The organism is Pseudoalteromonas sp. MMG013, from assembly GCF_018100885.1.
Taxonomy (GTDB): Bacteria; Pseudomonadota; Gammaproteobacteria; order Enterobacterales; family Alteromonadaceae; genus Pseudoalteromonas; species Pseudoalteromonas aurantia.
Window position 1 is genome coordinate 21,918 of record NZ_JAGJEE010000034.1, and the last position, 18,481, is coordinate 40,398.

Sequence of the window (18,481 nt, forward strand, 5' to 3'; positions counted from 1 at the left end):
TATGTGGCCTACATTACCGTGGAGTTATTGGTTAGGATTTGCGCTAATACTATGGCTGTTATTCGATTTGATCCGTGGCGAGGCGTATATTTGGCAGGCATATCGTAGAGAGAGTGAGCCAGGGATGTATTGGTTTACCATGCTTGTATGGGCTGTGGTGGCCGCAAGCTGCTTTATATTTCCTTATTGGCCTTATGATTAGGTCTGTTGTAAAGGTGTTGTTATGAATACACAAAATGGTTTACCGCTTGATGCTTATATTTCACCACAGTTTTTTGCGTTAGAGCAGCAGCATATTTTTTCAACTACATGGGCTTTTGCTGGGTTAGTTGAAGACTTAAACGTTGAAGGTGATTATCTGACAGTGCAAGCAGGGTTGAATAATATTTTGGTGATTAAAGGTAAAAGCGAGCAGCTTTTGGCTTTTCATAATATGTGTCGCCACAAAGGCACCAGACTCCGTGACGGGAAAGGCAAAGCAAGCAATAAACTTGTTTGCCCTTATCATGATTGGACCTATGATTTAGAAGGGAAGCTATTATCGCTGCCTAAAGCAAGCAGGGAGTTTCCCGACTTAGATAAAAGTTGTTATGGCTTAAAGAAAGCGAATGTGGGCATTTGGCGAGGGATGATTTGGGTCCACCCAGATCCCAACTCCCAATCAATTGAGCAATGGTTTTCGCCAATAGCACCTTATTTAGGGCCTCATAAAGTTGAGACATTAATTGAACCTGAAGACAGTATTATCATTGAAGATATAGAAGCGAATTGGAAGGTTGTTGTTGAAAATTATATTGATCACTATCATTTAGCTCACCTTCATGTTGGCACATTGAATATGTATGATCATAAACGTGCCGAGTTTGGTTTTGTTGGGCCGCACTTTCGGTTTTGGGAACCATTAACAAAAGAGTATCAACAAGACATCAAGCAAAACTCGCCTTACCCACTTATTTACGATACGAAGATAGAGAAACTAGGCACTTGGGTGCCGATGCTATTTCCTGGTATCGGGTTAGCTGAGTCTGAGTCCTCATGGTCTGTTTTTCTGATAGTCCCAGTCGCTGTCGATCGTAGCAAAGTGATCATTCGCACAAAAATGAAGAATGGTTCTGCATTAGAATTTATGAAGCAGAGTATTCGCTCAGCAAGTTACTGGAACAAAAAGGTTAAAGCGAAAGACTCTGGGTATGATGATAAGCATGGGCTTGGATCTGCGAACTTTTTGCAAGAAGATATTTATGTGTGTGAACAATTGCAAAAATCTTTTTCTAGCCCGTTTTTTGAGTTTGGGCCAAGCGCAGAATACGGAGAGTGCCCTGTGAGAGAACATAAAAAGCTTGTGTGGAAGTGGATTAAACCGCACTGGCGATGATTATCTTTTAAGACAGGTTGTTGTTATCTTTGATGTAATTGACACGCAATTTCATGCCATATCGATTACAATGAAAAAAATAAGGCATTTTGCAGCGCTAAGAGAGCAAATATATGCACAGAGGAGTTGTAAAGACACTGACAGCCGTGATGGTGTTGTTTTGGGTCGCGTCTTGTCAGTCAACGTTAGATCTTCAGTCTGCGAACGAAATTAAAAAGCTGACTAAACAAGTTAGTCAAGACCCAAATGATATCGTGGCGATAGTGCAAGGAGTAAAGCGCTCTCAGCAAGCAATTAGTCAAGATACAGCCAAAGTGCAGCAATTACTTGCTAATTTAGACACAATCATTGAGCAGGTGTGGGGTGAGGGAAATAAAGAATTGCCCAGTAATACCCGCTATGTGAAGTATTCAAATGACTATAAAGCCCGTGCTATTGTGGATTTTGATACAGGGTGGGTCAAAATTGAAACCATTGCCACCAAAAAAATCAGTGAAAAACTCTCACAGGCGGTATTTGAAACACTATTAACTTCTGATGACCCTAGTCAAACGGATATTTTTTCTAGCCAATCCCCTAAGGTTGCAGGTGAACCTTTTTTATATCCCCAAGTACGAGACCAAGATGGTCAGTTAGTCCGTTTCGAATGGCGGGCTCGGCGGTATGCTGATTATTTAGTTGCCAATAAGCTGAAAACGACGTTTGAAGGGGATAAAAAGATATCTTATGTCGGGTTTAACTTAGTGCGTGACCACAAACACTTGCGTCACTTAAAATACAGTGAATATGTGTTAGCGTCAGCTAAAAAATACAACATAGCCCCAGCACTTATTTACGCGGTGATTGAGACTGAAAGCTCTTTTAACCCTTATGCCGTGAGTCATGCAAATGCCTATGGGTTGATGCAGGTCATTCCGGCAACAGCGGGTCGAGATGTGTATAAAATAGAGAAAAAACGCACAGGGCAGCCCACAAAGTCAGTGCTTATGAACCCCAAACAAAACATTGATATTGGTACCGCGTATTTGAAAATATTAAACACACGTTATCTTGTGGGAGTAAGCCATCAGCAAAGCAGAGAGTATACCATTATTTCTGCCTATAACGGGGGGGCGGGTAATGTGTTTAAAACCTATCATTCGAACCGTACAACAGCAGTACAAAAAATTAATGCACAGTCTCCGTCTAGTGTGTATAAACGCCTTCGTCACCAGCATCCACGTGATGAATCGCGCCGTTACTTAGAAAAGGTGACCAAAGCCAAGGAAAAGTATTTATAGACGGTCACATTGCCTTTAAGGGTAGGAATTATGGCGTAAATAGTATGACAATAAACAAATATTAAGGCCTTTGAAACAACAAATATTAAGGCCTTTGAAACTAAAGTCTCATAGGCCTTCTAGGGGGGGCTTAATTTATGCTGTACACTGAATCGACGTTAATAGTTGTGCCTTTTATAACTTATACCTCAGCTCTGGATAGCGAATTTGCCCAATAAAGCTATTTTTCTCACTCTCGGCGTTGCTTTCATTTGTAATAGCCCGCTATTACTGCATAAAAGCGCCTTGATATTGAACAAAATATCATCATTGGATTGTACGTAAGTTTGTTTTCAAAACATTTTCTACTCCAAAACCCTTATCCAAACCTGAGGTTACTTACTTTGTTGGCCGCTGATGAGTGCTGATAGCCAGCTAATACTGCGCACGCCGAGCATAGGAAAGGAATCGCTATGGCTTGCGGACTCAATGACAATTTTTTGCAATTTTAAGCTTTTATCATTTCTTTTGTGCAGCAACTCCACAAACTCATTGACGTGAATACCTAACTTATCTTCCAACGCACCGTATGAGATGAATACATTGGCATTGAGTTGCTTATGTTGAGTGCCAAGCTCTAATAAGTGAGGAATATCGCGCCAAAGAGATGGACTGCCGAGAATATAGTTTTTGAACGTATCAGGCTGCGCCATTAAGATATAGCTACCAAATAATCCACCAAACGAAAAGCCGAAATAGGTACGATTATTTGGGTCAGCGTTATATTGGTTTTCGATATATTGAATGATGTCGTTTCGTATAAATGCTAGGTGATTATTTGCTTGACCCAGCTGATGTTTGGCTTGAACTTTGGGGTCGCTTGATGCTCTTATTGAGAAATCACGACCACGACTTGCACTGGCCTCTTTGTCTTTTAATGCCCCCTTGGTGTTTATTTGCCAGGAAATCCCAACTAAAATGGCATTTTCCATGAGAAATGCAGTCGCACCCGATAACAACTCCATATGCCACTGAGCGTCAGTGTAATAAATGACAGGATAGGCTGTATCTTTATGTTTGTCATATCCCTCAGGCAACTTTATATACAGTTCGTATTGCCTGTCTTGCTGTGTGTCTTTAATTGGTATTACGTGTGTATGGGGTAACGTGAAAGAGCTTGCGCTACTTACATTTGCCGTAAGTAGGAGGAGTATACAAGCCAAAGTGATTATCCAATTATTTTTAATGTTCATTATGTTACTTCCTTATCAATTGCTAAGCCATATTGAAGACGTTGTTTCAGGTTACAGACTTAAGCTCACTGTATCGGCATTGTGTTTAAAAGACCTGACGTTTAGCTGATTTGTATATGATATGATGCGTTAAATTTTATTGTATTAATTATCAGTAGGTTATATGTAAATATGTGATATATAGAGCCGCTTTTCCTGCGTATGTAACATCACTCACATGGCCTTGTTTCAGTGTTTATATAAGCGGTGCTTGCACTTTTGTATTGAGACTTTGATAATATATTTGTAATTACAGTGGTGAAAAGAGACCTGAATGAGTACAACTAAAAGCAGTACCTATTCTATAGCGCAGCTCGGACATGCAGTATTAAGGGCGCGAGCTGTTGAAGTTGAAGATATTCTCAGTGATGAATGTCAGCAACTCATCAATACAATGATGTTGGCGGTATCTGAAGCGGGTGGCGTGGGTATTGCTGCACCGCAAATACATCACAGTAAGCGTATTTTTATTATGTGCTCAAAGCCCAATACACGGTATCCACAAGCGCCACTAATGGCACCAACTGCGATTATTAATCCTGAGATTTTGCATTATTCAGATGAAAAGGTAAAAGATTGGGAAGGGTGCTTAAGTGTGCCAAGTATGCGAGGCTTAGTGCCAAGATATAAGCAGATAACAGTACGGTATTTGGAGCAACAAGGTCATGTGCGTCAGGAAACGTTGACAGGCTTTATTGCACGTATTTTTCAGCATGAGTTAGATCACTTAAATGGGCTCACGTTTATTGACCAGTTAGAGTCGATGCAAGATTTAATCAGCGAAAGTGAGTGGTATCGTCAGTTTGCTGACAGCAACTGAGCGAAACTTCAATGGAGAAGCAGCAGCCAATAAAGGCGAATGCCCTTGGCTAACTTACAACGGCAGATATTAACAGACGTTGTAAGTTAGTATTCATGTAAAGCTTATTTATGTTTGCGACGACGCAGCACCGCGAATGGTGCCGCTAAAAGTGCAAACCAAGCAAGAGAACCAGACGAAGACTCTGATGATGCTTGAGTCACTGTTGGCGTAGGAGTTGGCACAGGTGCAGGCTGCTCTGCATCGGTATCCACGACATTCTCAATATTTATTGTGATGGCAGCAGGGTCTGATGTATTGCCTAACTTATCGATAGCAATGACCATCAAAGTAGCGATATTGTTCCCCGCTTCGAAATCAAGGACTGCTGAATTAGCAACAACGATTTGGCCATTATTATTAACTGAAAAAGCGGTGTTAGTTGATGACTTTACTAAATACTCAGCAATTTCAAGGGTATTTTCTTGCGTTACCGATTCAAGTTGACCAATCACTGTACCAGTGGCTGTATTTTCCTTAACTGAAAACTCAGCAGCAATGAGTTTAGGTGGAGTATAATCCGCCGCGCTGTCAATCACATTCTCGATATTTACCGTTACTTTAGTCGCTTCTGATTCATTACCTAATGTATCACCGAACTCACCACCGAGAGACATGTTGATCACATCGACTCGGTCTGAAATATCACCATCTCCATTAGGATCCATCGCAGATTCTAGCGCCGCGGCTTGTGCTGCACTAGGACAACCACCGCCACAGACAGAATAAACATACAATTCAACGTCTGGTGCAATGCCTGTCACCAAGTGAGAAACCGATGTACCATGACTTGTTGGTGAGTCTTCTTCAGTAGGAACCGCTGGATCATTCTCAATGGGATCGGCATCGTTACGCATATAATCGTAACCGCCTTTGACTTGACCTTGAGGCCATGCAACCGTTGTTGGATCGGCTTGAGCTGCGTCATACGCTTCAACAGTACCGGCGGCTTCATTGAAGATTTTGTGTGTGTAGTCAATACCCGTATCTAGTACAGCGACCTTTTGGCCAGCGCCTGTTGCCACACCTTCAGTGCGTACTGGCGTTGCTTTAATGTAGTCAGATGACTCTGCAATGTGTAGTTCAGAATCAAACATAGGTAGCACGCGTTCTACGCGTGCGTCTTTTTCAATCGCTGCTAACGCTTCTTTTGACGCTTCAACAATGAGTTGTAGGGGCTAAAACACGTGTTTGACCAAGTACTTTTGCATTAAAGTCTAAGCTATTTAGTTCAAGCGTTAACGCTTCTTGAAGTTGTGAAATTTGCGCCATTGTTGCACGTGCATCACCCGACTGGTATGTACCCTGAGGATATAAATTTGCTGCGGACGTTGCTTTTAGCACAATTAAATAGGATGTTGGCGCATTCTTTTTCGTATCTTGAGCTGCAAATTTTACAGCCTCGAAATTGGCAAAATTACTGACCATATTGGCAGTGTTAGCAGAGACACCCGCTGTGAGTAATACACTACCTACTGCAGCTGCAATTGTTGATTTTTGTATAAGCTTAGACATACATTCCCTAGGAGTCATTGGGAACTGATTCTAACGATCGTTACTTTTGTTGTTAACAAATATGCGAGGATTTGTTTTTTTTGTTCCTAGTATTATACATGCGAAAATGGACATAAATATAGTGTAAAAATATCAATAAAGTTATTTTATATTTAATCCATACTTAATTAGTTTGAATTTTAACCAACTCTGCTTCCTCACTCGTTTTAATGTAACGGAATATTAAAGCAACTCATAAACTAAAAAATCAAAGTTTGCATTGCTATGCGAAATAATATGGCATGATTAATTTGTTCAATACAGAAAACAATAACAATAAGGAAAGTTCATGGAATTTGAAGTAGCAAGAGATACATCAAAAGCGTTGTGTGATATACCGCAGAAAACATTTTTACCCAGTGGAACCATTATTAGCTTGATTGCTGAGCAGGCAAAGCTCACACCAGAAAAAGTGGCGATCATAGAAGGTGATTTGTTGGTGAGTTATGAGCAGCTACTAGCACGCTCAGATGCTTTAGCAGCAGCGTTAGCTCAACGAGGCGTGAAGTCGGGTTCCTTGGTTGGGGTATGTATGAGTCGCTCATGGGAGCTAATTGCTACTTTATTGGGGGTTTTAAGGGCGGGGTGTGCTTATGTGCCCCTTGACCCAGCATACCCACAAGAACGAGTCCATTATATGTTGTCACATTCTAAAGCATCAGCAGCCATTGTTGAAAATGAGCATATGGCGCACCTATGCCAGATAGCACGCGAAGTCATTCATGTTGATACGATTAAAAATCAAGCCATTGATAATGTTCCGGGTCCAGTACCTACTGATTTAGCGTATGTGATCTATACCTCGGGGTCTACGGGGAAACCAAAAGGGGTTGCGGTTGAGCATCGCAATGTGGTGGCGATGAGTCATGCCATGGCAGAGCTGTTTAGCACTGAGGAGTTATCTGGGGTATTGGCTGCCGCTTCAGTGTGCTTTGATACGTCGGTGATGGAGATTTTCGGTACGTTGTCACTTGGTGGCACTATTCTGATGGCAGATAACGCATTGGCTCTACCTAAACTTCCTTATGCAGATAAAGTAAAAATGTGCGTTATGGTACCTTCATCGATGCAAACCTTATTGGGCACCGATACCCTTCCTGATAGTGTTCAGTGTGTGGTGTTTGGAGGTGAAGCTTTGAAAGCGCCGCTAGTGAATCAAATTCATAACTTGGCATTTAAACCAAGGGTTATGAATGCGTATGGTCCGACCGAGGATACTGTTTTTTCTACAATTAATGAAATTCCTGAAGACACTACTCGTATTACAATTGGTCGCTCTGTCGTAAATTCAAGGGCATATATTCTAAATGATGCAATGCAATGCACAGCGATTGGTGAACCCGGTGAATTATATTTAGCTGGCAGTAAACTCACTCGGGGTTATCTCAACGATGAGAATATGACAACGTCACGCTTTGTCACTCTGACGCCGACTGACCAGATACCTGAAACTCGCTTATATAAAACGGGAGATCTATGTCAGTGGAGTGAAAATGCAGAGATAGAGTTTTTAGGCCGTATTGATCAACAGGTTAAAATACGAGGTTTCAGGATAGAGCTAGGGGAAGTAGAGTCAGTACTTGAATCGATGAGTGAGATAGATATAGCAGCGGCGGCTGCGCTTGATAGTGGGACTGGTCAGCAAATTTTAGTAGCTTATGTGGTAAACCAAAAAGGTAGCGTAACGAGTAAGGCTGTGAAGGCGTTTTTGTCAGAACGATTACCAAAATATATGGTGCCTCAGTTTATTATGCAGATGAGTGCGTTACCTTTTTTACCAAATGATAAGTTAGATCGTAAAAGCCTCCCAGATCTTAATACTGTGCGCTTAGCAGCTCAGCATGAAGCAAGCGGTCAAGTGAGTAATAAACAGCAAGCGGGCTATGAGTACAGTTCAGTGTTATTAACGATTCAAACTGAAGTAGCGAGTTTGCTTAATATAGCAGAACCAGAGCAAGTGCTTTGCGACCTACCATTTGATAGTTTTGGTGTTGACTCACTAAGCTCGCTAGAGTTACTCAGTCGATTACGAGCGGAATTAGAATATAAGTTACCACAGAACAGCCTTGTTCTATACTCGACCCCTCGTGCTTTAACACACTTTTTTCTAGACCGAATGAATCAAAGTGTAAGTCAAGCATCCTCTGAATCTAGTTTAATGACAGATCATAACAATCCAAAACTTGAAACACTCTCCGGATTTCAGACGCTATTGCAATCTAGTCACCCGACTTTTCAATCAGCGAGCGCCCCATCTTGGAGTATCGCCGATAAAAGTGTATTGGTAGAGCAAGTTACTGACATGGTCAATAATAATCAACGTAATCCATATGGAAAAGTGCTCCGTACGGGGAGCTCTGCCACGGGGGTTATTGGTGATTCATATAATAAAGAACAAGATAGGAACGCTATTATATGGTCAACGAATTTATACTTCGGTTTAAATCGCGACCCAAAAGTAATCAATGAAGCCGTTCTTGCATTAGAACGCTTTGGTACTGGCATGGGGATTTCAGCCGCCGCGACTGGCATGACAGACCAACATGTTGAGTTTGAAAATGAGTTTGCAGAGCTTGTGGGTAAGCCTAGCGCATGCCTATTTCCGACAGGGTATACCGCTAACTTAGGGGCTATTTCGGGTATATTAGGAAAAAATGATACGGTCGTTATTGACCAGCTTTGTCATGCCTCTATTGTGGATGGTGCGCGCTTAAGTGGCGCTAAAATTAGAACATTTCAGCACAATAGTGCGAGTGACTTGGCGTCGGTGCTCGCCTCTGAAACATCACCTTATCATACAACTTTAGTGGTGTTAGAAAGTGTCTATAGTATGGGTGAAGGGACTGCGCCAGTTGCAGAGATAGTTCGAATCGCAAAACAATATGGTGCGTTGACTTTAGTGGATGAAGCGCACTCTTTTGGCTTCTATGGTCACTCTGGAGCAGGTGTTTGCTCACAGCAAGGTGCAACGGATGATGTTGATTTTATTATGACAACGCTGAGTAAAGCACTGGGAAGTATTGGTGGGGTAATAGCTGCGAGTAAAAAGCACATTGCACTGCTAAAGTCATCTTCACGGGCGTATATTTTTCAAGCGTCAATTAGCCCCGCTGATATTGCAGCTGCTCTGGCTTCTTTAAGATACTTACGTACTGATGATAGTTTGCGTGAACAATTATGGGACCGAACGCGTTATATGCGTAAGCGCTTTACAGAGGCTGGGTATGATTTAGGCACTGGCGATGGTCCAATAGTGACCCCTCACTTTGGTGATAAAGATAAGCTCTATGCGATCGTGCAAGGGCTATATGAGCGCGGTATTCAAACGCTGGCGGTCACGTATCCGATTGTTGAAATGGGGCGAGGACGATTAAGGTTTATTTGTTCAGCGGCACACACACATGCAGATATTGACCGCACACTTGAGGCACTTATTGAGACAGAGCAAGAGGTAAATCGGGCTTTTTCGGCATCAGAAGATACATTAGTAGCAGCGTGTGAAAGTAATTTAGACCCTCTATCTATGAGTACAGATATTCAAAACTGGGTAAATGATTTTTCAGCTTATTTGAAGCTTGTTTGTAAAGCATCAATAGAAACTGCACCTGAGTTGGTGTTATCGATAGTTGCTCATGAAAGTCAGGCTCCAATCTCGATTATGCTTAGGGGCGGTAAAATAACCTTAGAAACAGAGTATTCTGTTGATTTGCCGTATTGTACTGTGTCTATTGCAGATCCTCAGATGATAAAAGGTTTATGTGAAACTAATGTGCAAGCCTTGCTAAATAGCATTTGTAATGGTGTATGCGTTGTAAAGGGGCAAACGGAAGTCTTTATTTGGTTTATAGCGCGTTTGTGTGAGTATCAGGAATATAAGTATGAAAAGCAAGATGTAAATTGCATTGAGTGATATTTATCAGCGAAATTTTTACTGTATGGTATCGGCTAAAGTTATATTCAAAAATCTAACATTAATGCGGGGCAGCTCGCATTACTTACAATAACTCATTTGGCTAATAGTTTAGTTGAATGACTAGTATCATAAATTGTCATATATCGGAGCTGTACTTTGCAGGACTATAATCTTAGTGTGCTTTATATTATTGATGGGCTCTGAATGTGCAACTTGAAGAAGAAATTAAAGCGTTATATAAAACCTTTAGATTTTGTATAACGTTTTATTAGACGAAGTATTGACGTAATTTCTTATCTACGAGACGATAGAAGATATAAAAAGTAACGATAACTAGGAATTATTTGACATGTTATTTTCAGCCAAAGATCTAAGGCTTGATTTTGAAGGTAGGGATACAGAGCTTGAAGATTACAATGAGGCTTTAACTAAATCACCAAGTAACAAGTCAGTAGTTCATTTTTTATGTGGGGAGTCCGGAGTAGGTAAAACTAGGCTCCTCAATGAAGCAGCTAAGTCTTTATCTAAAGAAAACCTTGATCATTCCGTGACGTATCATGATATATCTGATGACACTAGAACAAAGGGAAAGCTATTTTCCAATTTGTTGCTAACCTTATGGGTATCATCTACAAAAACAACAAGGACTAATAAGAAAAGCTTTTCGGCTTTTTTAAAACGGCGGAAAATAACAGAACCTGCAAAAAAGGCTTTATACAAAGGCATTTATAACGCTCTTCAATCGTTACCCTCTTTCGGCAAAGCGGCCGCCGCATTATTTGAAAAGGATTTTAAATACGAAGAAAAAACTAAACCCATCGAAATTGATATTTTTCAGTTGCTAAAGGACTTTTTTGAGTTTGCAGTAGCTCCTAGTAAACACACACTGCAGATTGATAACTTTCAGCGTTCAACTGATAGTGAAAAAAGGGAATTATCTGCTTTGATAGATAGCTTACCTAACGAATTTTCTGTTTCACTTGTTATCCGACAGGATAGTAAAAATACGTTATTTGACCCATATTATTTGGAACACTTTCACCAATTTCATGCCGTTATTCAAATTCTTCCAAATTTGGACCATACCTCAATCCAAAACATTCTCAATAATTCTTTTCCAAACATGAATGGTTACCAAAGAGATCAGTTGTTTTTAGAGTGCTTAGAGTCGACGAAAGAAAATACTCGAGAAATTGAGCAGTTTATTATTAATTTTAAGTTGGCTAACCGGCTAAAAGAACAAAATAAAGCTTCAAATAAAAACAATCCTATTGCAGAAACAATCAATCAATTAGGTGAAATAGAGAGAGCATTGTTAATCATTACATCTTTATTTCCAGAGGGAATAGATTTTGATTACATTCGGCTGTTTGTCGAAGAGGATGTTAATGCAACTAGAACTCTCAATTTGATGGAGGTTGTTCGATTTCTAGTCGAGTGTAAGCTTCTTTCTATTTTGCCTGAGCAAATACTTCGAAAAGCAGGGTTTTCTAGTATCGAAATTGAATCGATTAAAGCTAGCCACGACAAAGTTATTAGTGCGGCACGAGTTACCATGAGCGATGAGGAAATAACAGAAGTGCGCGCTCGACTAGTAGATGTTATTAGCAGGTTTGCGTTCACATGTATGGACGACAACAAGCATATAGAGGCCATGCTTCTTATAATGCAAATAGCTACATCTCAGGAGTTGGCTAAGCATGTTGAATCCATGGAGCGAACAGTATCTATTTTACATGAACGAAATGGTTACTTTGATTTGAGTTTACTTACTGAGCAAGTTCTAGAGATATTAGATTCATCTAATAATTCAGCAAGTATTTTTAGTTTAATTACCATTACAAGATTACTAGATGCTTGTGTTAAAGAGTCCAATTTTAACACCGCTAATAGATTACTCGATAAGCTGGGGGAAGCTAGAAGTCCAGAGGTGTATAACTTATATTCGGCAAAAGTTTCTGCTCAGTTATATTTCTATGATATCGCATTAAGCCATACAGCTAACTTGTTACACTCTTCAGAGGCATTGTCAGTTCACTTAAATATTTTACAGCATCAAAGACAAGAAAGTGAAGCAAAATCAATTATTCAAGATAGAATTTTAGCTAACTTGAATTACCCTCGAAATGACTTTGAAGCAATTATATTGAGAAATAGTGCTCACTTATTTCCCTATGAGAAATCAGTTGGTTTCCTCAACAAAGCTCTTGATTGGTTTGAAAACAAGGAAGATATTTTCACGATTGCAACATTGCATAATAATATTGGCTTGAATGAGCTATATAATAAAGAGCCAAATATTCAAGTAGCCCGAGAACATCTGCATAAAGCCAGAAATACCTTGTTGGATATCAACTCCATAGAAGCTTACCAAGCAACTTTTAATTTAGGTGTATGTGATGTTTTAGAAGGTAAATATGATACCTCACTAAAACGATTGATCACCGCATACAACATGGTTCCTAAACCATTAGAGTATGACCGTTTGAAGTTTTTAGCGACAATTTTAATTGTAAAAGCAATGCAAAACAGTGAAGAATTAAAAACGACAATATCTAAACTAGAAACTATGAGAATAGATGCAAATGAGATTAGCGATCCTTGGTTATCTTTTATGTTAAAGAAAAACCTATTGATTTTGAAACGTTCTAAATTGAAGGATTGTGAAACTAACCAAATAGACAAAGAAATAATGGAGTGCGACAACTTATACCCGGGAGATTCCTCACAATACTCTGTTTTTACTAGAGGTGAGGGGGCAATACCTTTATTACTGGCTCCATCCCCTCATTGGCGATTTTAATATTTTATGAATAGCTTTCCAATATTTTTTTAGTATCATTTGCTAGGTTATTATATCCCTTTAAGGAGCGTAATATAATTGATGCTAAGTCCCGCACATGATTTTCAGAGAAGCCTAAGGTTACCATCATTAAAACACCAATTCTCAGTCCAGATGTAACTGAAGCAGGTCTAGGGTCATTTGGAATCAAATTTCTATTAGCTAAAATACCATTAATTTGAAGGTTCTCTTCAGCTTCTTTCCCTGAGATCCCTGATTTCGATAAATCTATTACAACTAAATGTGTATCTGTACCATCAGTATATAGCTTGAATCCAGCATCCTTTAGCTCAGTGGCAATGATTTTTGCAAAATGAATCGCTTTATTAGCATATTCTTTTACATCCATATTATTTAACTCTTCCAACATTATTGCTTTACCAATGATTTCAACAAACATCGGAGCACCTTGGGAAATAGGAAAAATGGAGCGTTTAGTTTGTTTTTCAAAATCTTGAGCCACGAACATCATTCCCCCTCTTACGCCCCTAGTTGTTTTGTGAGTTGTCATGGTAACGAAGTGAGCGTGGGAAAATGGCGATATGTGCAGGCCGGAAATTACGTAAGAAGCCGTATGAGATAAGTCCGCTAATAATAAAGAATTTACCTGTTTCGCTATATTTCCTAGTATTGCATAATCTATTTCTCTAGGGTAGGAACTCGCACCAGCAATTATTAAGTTAGGTTTCACTTCCTCTGCTAGGACTTTCAGTTCTTGGTAGTCGATTCTTCCATTTTTCACATTGTAATGCTCCACATTAAAATAACGATTAGTGAAACTCCAATGTGAAACATGTCCCCCAGAAGCTAAATCCAAACAAAGAATTGTATCCCCAGGTTTTAAAACTGCGTTGTAAACTATTTGATTGGCTTGTGTTCCAGAGTATGGTTGAGTAGTAAACCAGTATTTTTCACTGCCTTTAAAAAGAGCCTTTGCTAATTCTTCAGCATAGTTTTCGATTTCATCGAGGTTATCACAACCTGGAAAATATCGGCTGCCAGGGAATCCTTCGCCAGGGTTTGCATGAAAGGGTAACGTCCTAGAGTCGAGTACTGATTGAAAGGGCCTATTTGCACTCCCTATTAGGTTCAACACTTCAATTTGACTATTCTCTTCTGACTCAATTATTTTTTTAATTCTAGGGAATCTATCTCCCAAAAAGTTGGCTAATGCTTTCATTGATAACTCCTAGTTATCGTTACTTTTTATGTAATTGAACTCCTAGTGTTGGCTTTGGCTATTTTACGTTGTAGGACATTGTCATTTACGTGGGTATAAAGTTGAGTTGTTAGTATACTCTGATGCCCTAAAAGTCTCTGAACATACCTTATGTCTACTCCTGACTCTAAAAGCTGACAAGCGGCAGAGTGTCTGTACATATGAGGGGTGACTTTATCAACTTTTGCGGCATCAGACTCTTGCCTAAGTAATTTCCGTATGAAATGTGATGACGCAGGCTTTCCTCTGCTATTCACTAGTAAATAATCATGGTTTGGGTTGGTTATACCTCTAACTATAATATAGGCATTGACTAAGTCTGCTATTTCTTTGTTGGTTAAAAAGACAAACCTTTCACGCTGGCCTTTTCCGAGGATTAGGATCTTTTTTTCGACAATAGATATGTGAAGTAAGTTAATATTAACTAATTCACTCACTCTGATCCCAGTAGAAAATAAGAGCTCAACGACCAGTAAGCTTGTTAATTTGTTTAGCTGCTTAGGCTTAACTATTAGCTCTTTAAGTTTAGAAGCTGTGTAGCTATCTTCTTTTTCTAGGTTTAAAGCTGCTCTGGCTGATTTTAATATTTTACGTAGATTACTCTTGGGAATATTTCTTGGTAGTTGCTTTGGTATTTTGAGTGATATGTCAGCTTTGTGGAACGGGTTAACTATAATGATATCTTCTAGCTCCAACCACTTAAACATTGATTTTAAGCAAGCAACTCTTCGTTTGACTGTTCTAGCACCTAGTCCCATTTGGTGTAACTGAGAGACGTAATATTTTAGCTGGTTCTTGTCAAAGTTTTGAACCTCTTGAACTTTTGTTAATTTATTGAAGCACGCCAAATCTTGCTTATATGCTCTTATGGTATGTATAGAGAGTTGCTTATTGTATTGGCAGTGAGATAAAAATAGGTTACAAACTTCGTGAACTAACATGTGTTTTCCTGAATATAATAGCGACAAAAGGTTAAATAGCACCTTTTAGTGTGTAAGCGCAGAAATTTCGAAATGTTTAAGTCAATTGGCTTATTTAAAGAGAGAAATAACTCAATGTAACGAGCAGTGATTCTTGCTCAATGGCATTCTTATATGAGGTAAATCGGCCATTGTTAACCTGTATCAAACGGCTTTAACTGCGGGAAATCAGTATCACCAGTACATTCATCTAGTAACTTCTGTGCATTCTTAATACTTTATTGTTGTAATGTTCTGTAATTTAATAAATTTTTCATCCATGTAATAATCCCCCTATTATAAACATAATAAAATTTCACTATGGAACGTCGCACTTTCTTAAGAACAACCTCAGCACTATGCTCAGCTGGTTTATTTGGCCTTTCCATGCATGCTAATGCTAATGAAAAGACTATTTCAGGGGATGATAAAACAGAACGTATGTCTATCGCGAAGTTAAGAGACCTTAATATCGCTTTTCCTACAATGATTGCTGTAACCCCAACCGGTGAAACCATAGAAGTGCAGCGCAAACCGCGGATTATTCGTCGGTATGCACAACATATTTATGTTTACTTTGAGCAATCGAAAGAAATAAGTGTATTTTCTTTGGCGGGTGAACGTACAGGCAAACTTCCTTTAACTGACAATCTGCAGGCAATAAAAGATTTTGCAATTGATACACAGCTGCAATCACTGTACGTTATTGAATATGGCCATCACCAAATTACAGTGCTCGACTTTTATGGGCAAAAGGTGGGGAATATTGGTGAGTTCGGTATTGAGTTATTACAGGATTTAAATGGGCCAAAAAGTATCACCGTCGATGAGCGTGGTAAGGTGCATGTTTTAACGGGTAACGACAATATTATTAGAGTGTATTCAGCCAATGGCGCATATGTTTCGTCATACAATCATATTCGTCGTAGTAGCAGTAAGCTCAGGCAGTTAGATGGATGTAAGATGATCACTGGAGTGGGCGGCAAGTTCAATGATAGTGTGACCGTGTTATCCGGTTATTAACCTGTAAAATGTATAAGCACCGCCTTTTTATTTTAAGCGGTGCATGATTGATGGGGTCTAGGAGTTTACTTAGGTCAGTCATCAGTCAGCAGTTTTCTCCAACCAACCACATTTGCAGGCCCTTTACGGCGCAAGATAAAGTTTCTGACTAAACGGCCTATAAAGCTTTCCCCAAGCCCTGCAAGTTTAATTATCTTATTTGATTCATTGACTGTCCAAGCTATTCTGGCACCGCGTGCTTTTTCGTAATTAGACAGAGCTTGTGGCAAATTATCTAAGTGATTGATCATTTGGTCAGCCAAGCAATTAGCATCTTCCAGTGACATACCCGCACCTTGTTGTAAACTGGGCGGGCAGCCATGTAATGCATCCCCTATTAAAACGACACTTTGAAACACCGAGTCAGTTTTCATGACACTTTTTAGCTCCCCACGAATAATGTGTTCACTAGATGGCATGGTATTCAAGCAGTGTAAGACCGGCGCGGTATAGTTTGCGAAAAGGCTGTATAACGCTTCTTTCGTTGGCATGTCGTAATAGGTTTTGGCTGTGTCAGTTACATGCGCATAGCAGTACACTTCATCCTTACTGATTGGGTAAATCATGAATAGCGTGGTATTACCGACATAATACACGGGCTGAAAGTTGTCGGATGGTGTCGGTGCAATAAAGCGCCAATTAGTGACTTTATGCTTTAATAAAGGCGTATCAGGCTGCACCATTTGCCTAACCTGAGAATTAATGCCGTCGGCAGCCACTACAAGGTCGTAGGTTTTTGAGGGCCCGTGATTCAATGTGACGAACACACCATTTTCAGTTTGTTGAATATTTGTTGGCCAAGTATGAAGTTGAATCTTATCAGCGATACCAGCCCTTAATATACGCATTAACTTATCACGTTTTAATGCGACAAAAGGGCCCTTGCTTAATGGCACTTCCATGAGCGATGCTTTGGTCAATGTCTCGCCATTCGCTAAGGCATACTCAATGGAATTTACTTGATGGGCGCATTTGATAATTGTGTCTGATATACCTAATTTATCAAGCTCTATCATAGCGTTAGCAGGTAAACAAATTGCGGCGCCTTCATTGGTTAATACGGTCGATTTTTCGATAATATCAACATCAATAGTATGTGACTTTAAGCGGTGGAATAATGCGCTTCCCGCAATGCCAGCGCCAACGATGAGTACCCGCATAATGTGCAACCTTAATTTAGCTTGTATGTGGCATTATATTATTTATTTTACAACGACATACTAGCTGGTGTGTAGTGAAAAATATTATTCACCACATATGATGATAAAGGAATAGGTGGATATATGTTGCGGCTTATAATCTGGGAGTTGTGACGGTGGTACTTAAATGTGGAAGTTATCGTTATACACAAGTGCTAGACTATGACCTCACACAGAGCAGATGAGGGAGGTATAGTCTAAGTTATGTTTTTACTATTTTAAGTACTGTGTTTTTGATTGGCGTTTTGCAATGACATTTTTTATATCTAATTGTTGGTTCTCATTTGACGGTTTAATATTTATGCCTTCATGCTCTAACAGCCATAACTTTCGTTCGATACCACCGGCATAACCAGTAAGCGCACCATTACTAGCAACAACACGATGGCAAGGCACGATGATACTGATCGGGTTTCTGCCATTAGCACCACCGACAGCTTGTGCGCCTTTTGGGCGATCCACTTGTTTGGCAATATCTAAATAGGAGCGAGTTTCACCAAATGGAATTACGCCAAGAGAGGCCCATACCTGCTGTTGAAATGCCGTGCCGATGGGGTCAAGTGGTACGGTAAAGGCATTGCGCATACCGCTAAAGTACTCTGTGAGCTGCTGTATACTTGTTTGTGTTATATGGTTTTTATTCTTAGGTTTAATTTCATCCCCACAAAATATGACATGTCTTAGCCCAAGGTTTGATGATGCACATTCAATCATACCTAGGGGGGAATTAACGTAATCGATGAACATAAATGTATCTCCTAACAGATATAATATATGCGTTGCTTAAAGTGCTTTTGTTGGCTTATGTATATCGTGGTTAACATCATACTGGTTTTTGGAAGAAATACTGGCTGGAACTAGAACTAATTAGGAAAAATTGAAACTGGGTGTGTGCAAGTGGGGAAATAATCACAGGGAGTATGTATATGGGTAAAGCCTATTGAAGTT

Annotated in this window: 13 protein-coding genes and 1 pseudogene; 7 read left to right on the plus strand and 7 right to left on the minus strand. The window is 39.7% G+C overall.

From position 1 onward, the window contains the following. Position 1 precedes the first annotated feature (1 nt). The 3 genes from J8L98_RS20765 to J8L98_RS20775 all read left to right on the plus strand — a co-directional run bounded on the left by J8L98_RS20765 (position 2) and on the right by J8L98_RS20775 (position 2,655). The gene (locus tag J8L98_RS20765) at positions 2–202 is read left to right on the plus strand and encodes a hypothetical protein (protein WP_210998009.1); all 201 of its coding nucleotides are present in this window, start codon (positions 2–4) and stop codon (positions 200–202) included. Between the two features lie 21 nt (positions 203–223). After that, positions 224–1,375 (plus strand): Rieske 2Fe-2S domain-containing protein, encoded by a 1,152-nt coding sequence (locus tag J8L98_RS20770; RefSeq protein ID WP_210998010.1) that lies wholly within the window; start codon positions 224–226, stop codon positions 1,373–1,375. A 113-nt stretch (positions 1,376–1,488) separates the two neighbouring features. Next, positions 1,489–2,655: a murein transglycosylase domain-containing protein gene (locus tag J8L98_RS20775; protein ID WP_210998011.1), complete on the plus strand. Its 1,167-nt coding sequence runs from the start codon at positions 1,489–1,491 to the stop codon at positions 2,653–2,655. 374 nt (positions 2,656–3,029) lie between these two features. On the opposite strand, the gene J8L98_RS20780 is transcribed toward J8L98_RS20775, so the two are convergent. Continuing rightward, positions 3,030–3,887, minus strand: a complete 858-nt coding sequence (locus tag J8L98_RS20780) for an alpha/beta hydrolase-fold protein (RefSeq protein WP_210998012.1) — start codon at positions 3,885–3,887, stop codon at positions 3,030–3,032. 313 nt (positions 3,888–4,200) lie between these two features. On the opposite strand from J8L98_RS20780, the gene def reads away from it, so the two are divergent. Further along, the gene (gene def / locus J8L98_RS20785; protein ID WP_210998013.1) at positions 4,201–4,746 is read left to right on the plus strand and encodes a peptide deformylase; all 546 of its coding nucleotides are present in this window, start codon (positions 4,201–4,203) and stop codon (positions 4,744–4,746) included. Positions 4,747–4,850: 104 nt separating this feature from the next. Here the strand turns inward: def and J8L98_RS20790 are convergent, their stop codons facing one another. Together J8L98_RS20790 and J8L98_RS20795 are read right to left on the minus strand one after the other, a co-directional pair. Continuing rightward, a complete protein-coding gene (locus J8L98_RS20790) occupies positions 4,851–5,072 on the minus strand; it encodes a GlyGly-CTERM sorting domain-containing protein (RefSeq protein WP_210998031.1) in 222 nt (73 codons plus the stop codon). 300 nt (positions 5,073–5,372) lie between these two features. After that, positions 5,373–6,300 (minus strand): annotated as a pseudogene (locus tag J8L98_RS20795) (S8 family serine peptidase); the annotation flags it as partial. Positions 6,301–6,628: 328 nt separating this feature from the next. Between J8L98_RS20795 and J8L98_RS20800 the strand changes: the two are divergent. Both J8L98_RS20800 and J8L98_RS20805 read left to right on the plus strand, forming a co-directional pair. After that, positions 6,629–10,249 carry an amino acid adenylation domain-containing protein gene (locus J8L98_RS20800; RefSeq protein WP_210998014.1) on the plus strand — a complete coding sequence of 1,207 codons (3,621 nt, stop codon included), beginning with the start codon at positions 6,629–6,631 and terminating at the stop codon, positions 10,247–10,249. A 352-nt stretch (positions 10,250–10,601) separates the two neighbouring features. Continuing rightward, positions 10,602–13,055 carry an ATP-binding protein gene (locus J8L98_RS20805; RefSeq protein ID WP_210998015.1) on the plus strand — a complete coding sequence of 818 codons (2,454 nt, stop codon included), beginning with the start codon at positions 10,602–10,604 and terminating at the stop codon, positions 13,053–13,055. Positions 13,056–13,059: 4 nt separating this feature from the next. On the opposite strand, the gene J8L98_RS20810 is transcribed toward J8L98_RS20805, so the two are convergent. Next, on the minus strand, positions 13,060–14,274 hold the full coding sequence (locus tag J8L98_RS20810) for a serine hydroxymethyltransferase (RefSeq protein ID WP_210998016.1): 1,215 nt from the start codon (positions 14,272–14,274) through the stop codon (positions 13,060–13,062). Positions 14,275–14,300: 26 nt separating this feature from the next. After that, entirely contained in the window at positions 14,301–15,254 is a 954-nt protein-coding gene (locus tag J8L98_RS20815; protein WP_210998017.1) for a tyrosine-type recombinase/integrase, read from the minus strand. A 339-nt stretch (positions 15,255–15,593) separates the two neighbouring features. Here J8L98_RS20815 and J8L98_RS20820 point away from each other — a divergent pair, with 339 nt between their 5' ends. Continuing rightward, positions 15,594–16,295, plus strand: coding sequence for a hypothetical protein (locus tag J8L98_RS20820; RefSeq protein ID WP_210998018.1), 702 nt, complete (start codon positions 15,594–15,596; stop codon positions 16,293–16,295). 74 nt (positions 16,296–16,369) lie between these two features. Here J8L98_RS20820 and J8L98_RS20825 read toward each other — a convergent pair whose 3' ends face one another. Continuing rightward, complete coding sequence (locus tag J8L98_RS20825) at positions 16,370–17,494, minus strand: FAD-dependent monooxygenase (RefSeq protein ID WP_210998019.1); 1,125 nt, start codon at positions 17,492–17,494, stop codon at positions 16,370–16,372. A gap of 252 nt (positions 17,495–17,746) precedes the next feature. Further along, positions 17,747–18,280, minus strand: a complete 534-nt coding sequence (locus J8L98_RS20830; RefSeq protein ID WP_210998020.1) for a methylated-DNA--[protein]-cysteine S-methyltransferase — start codon at positions 18,278–18,280, stop codon at positions 17,747–17,749. Positions 18,281–18,481 lie beyond the last annotated feature (201 nt).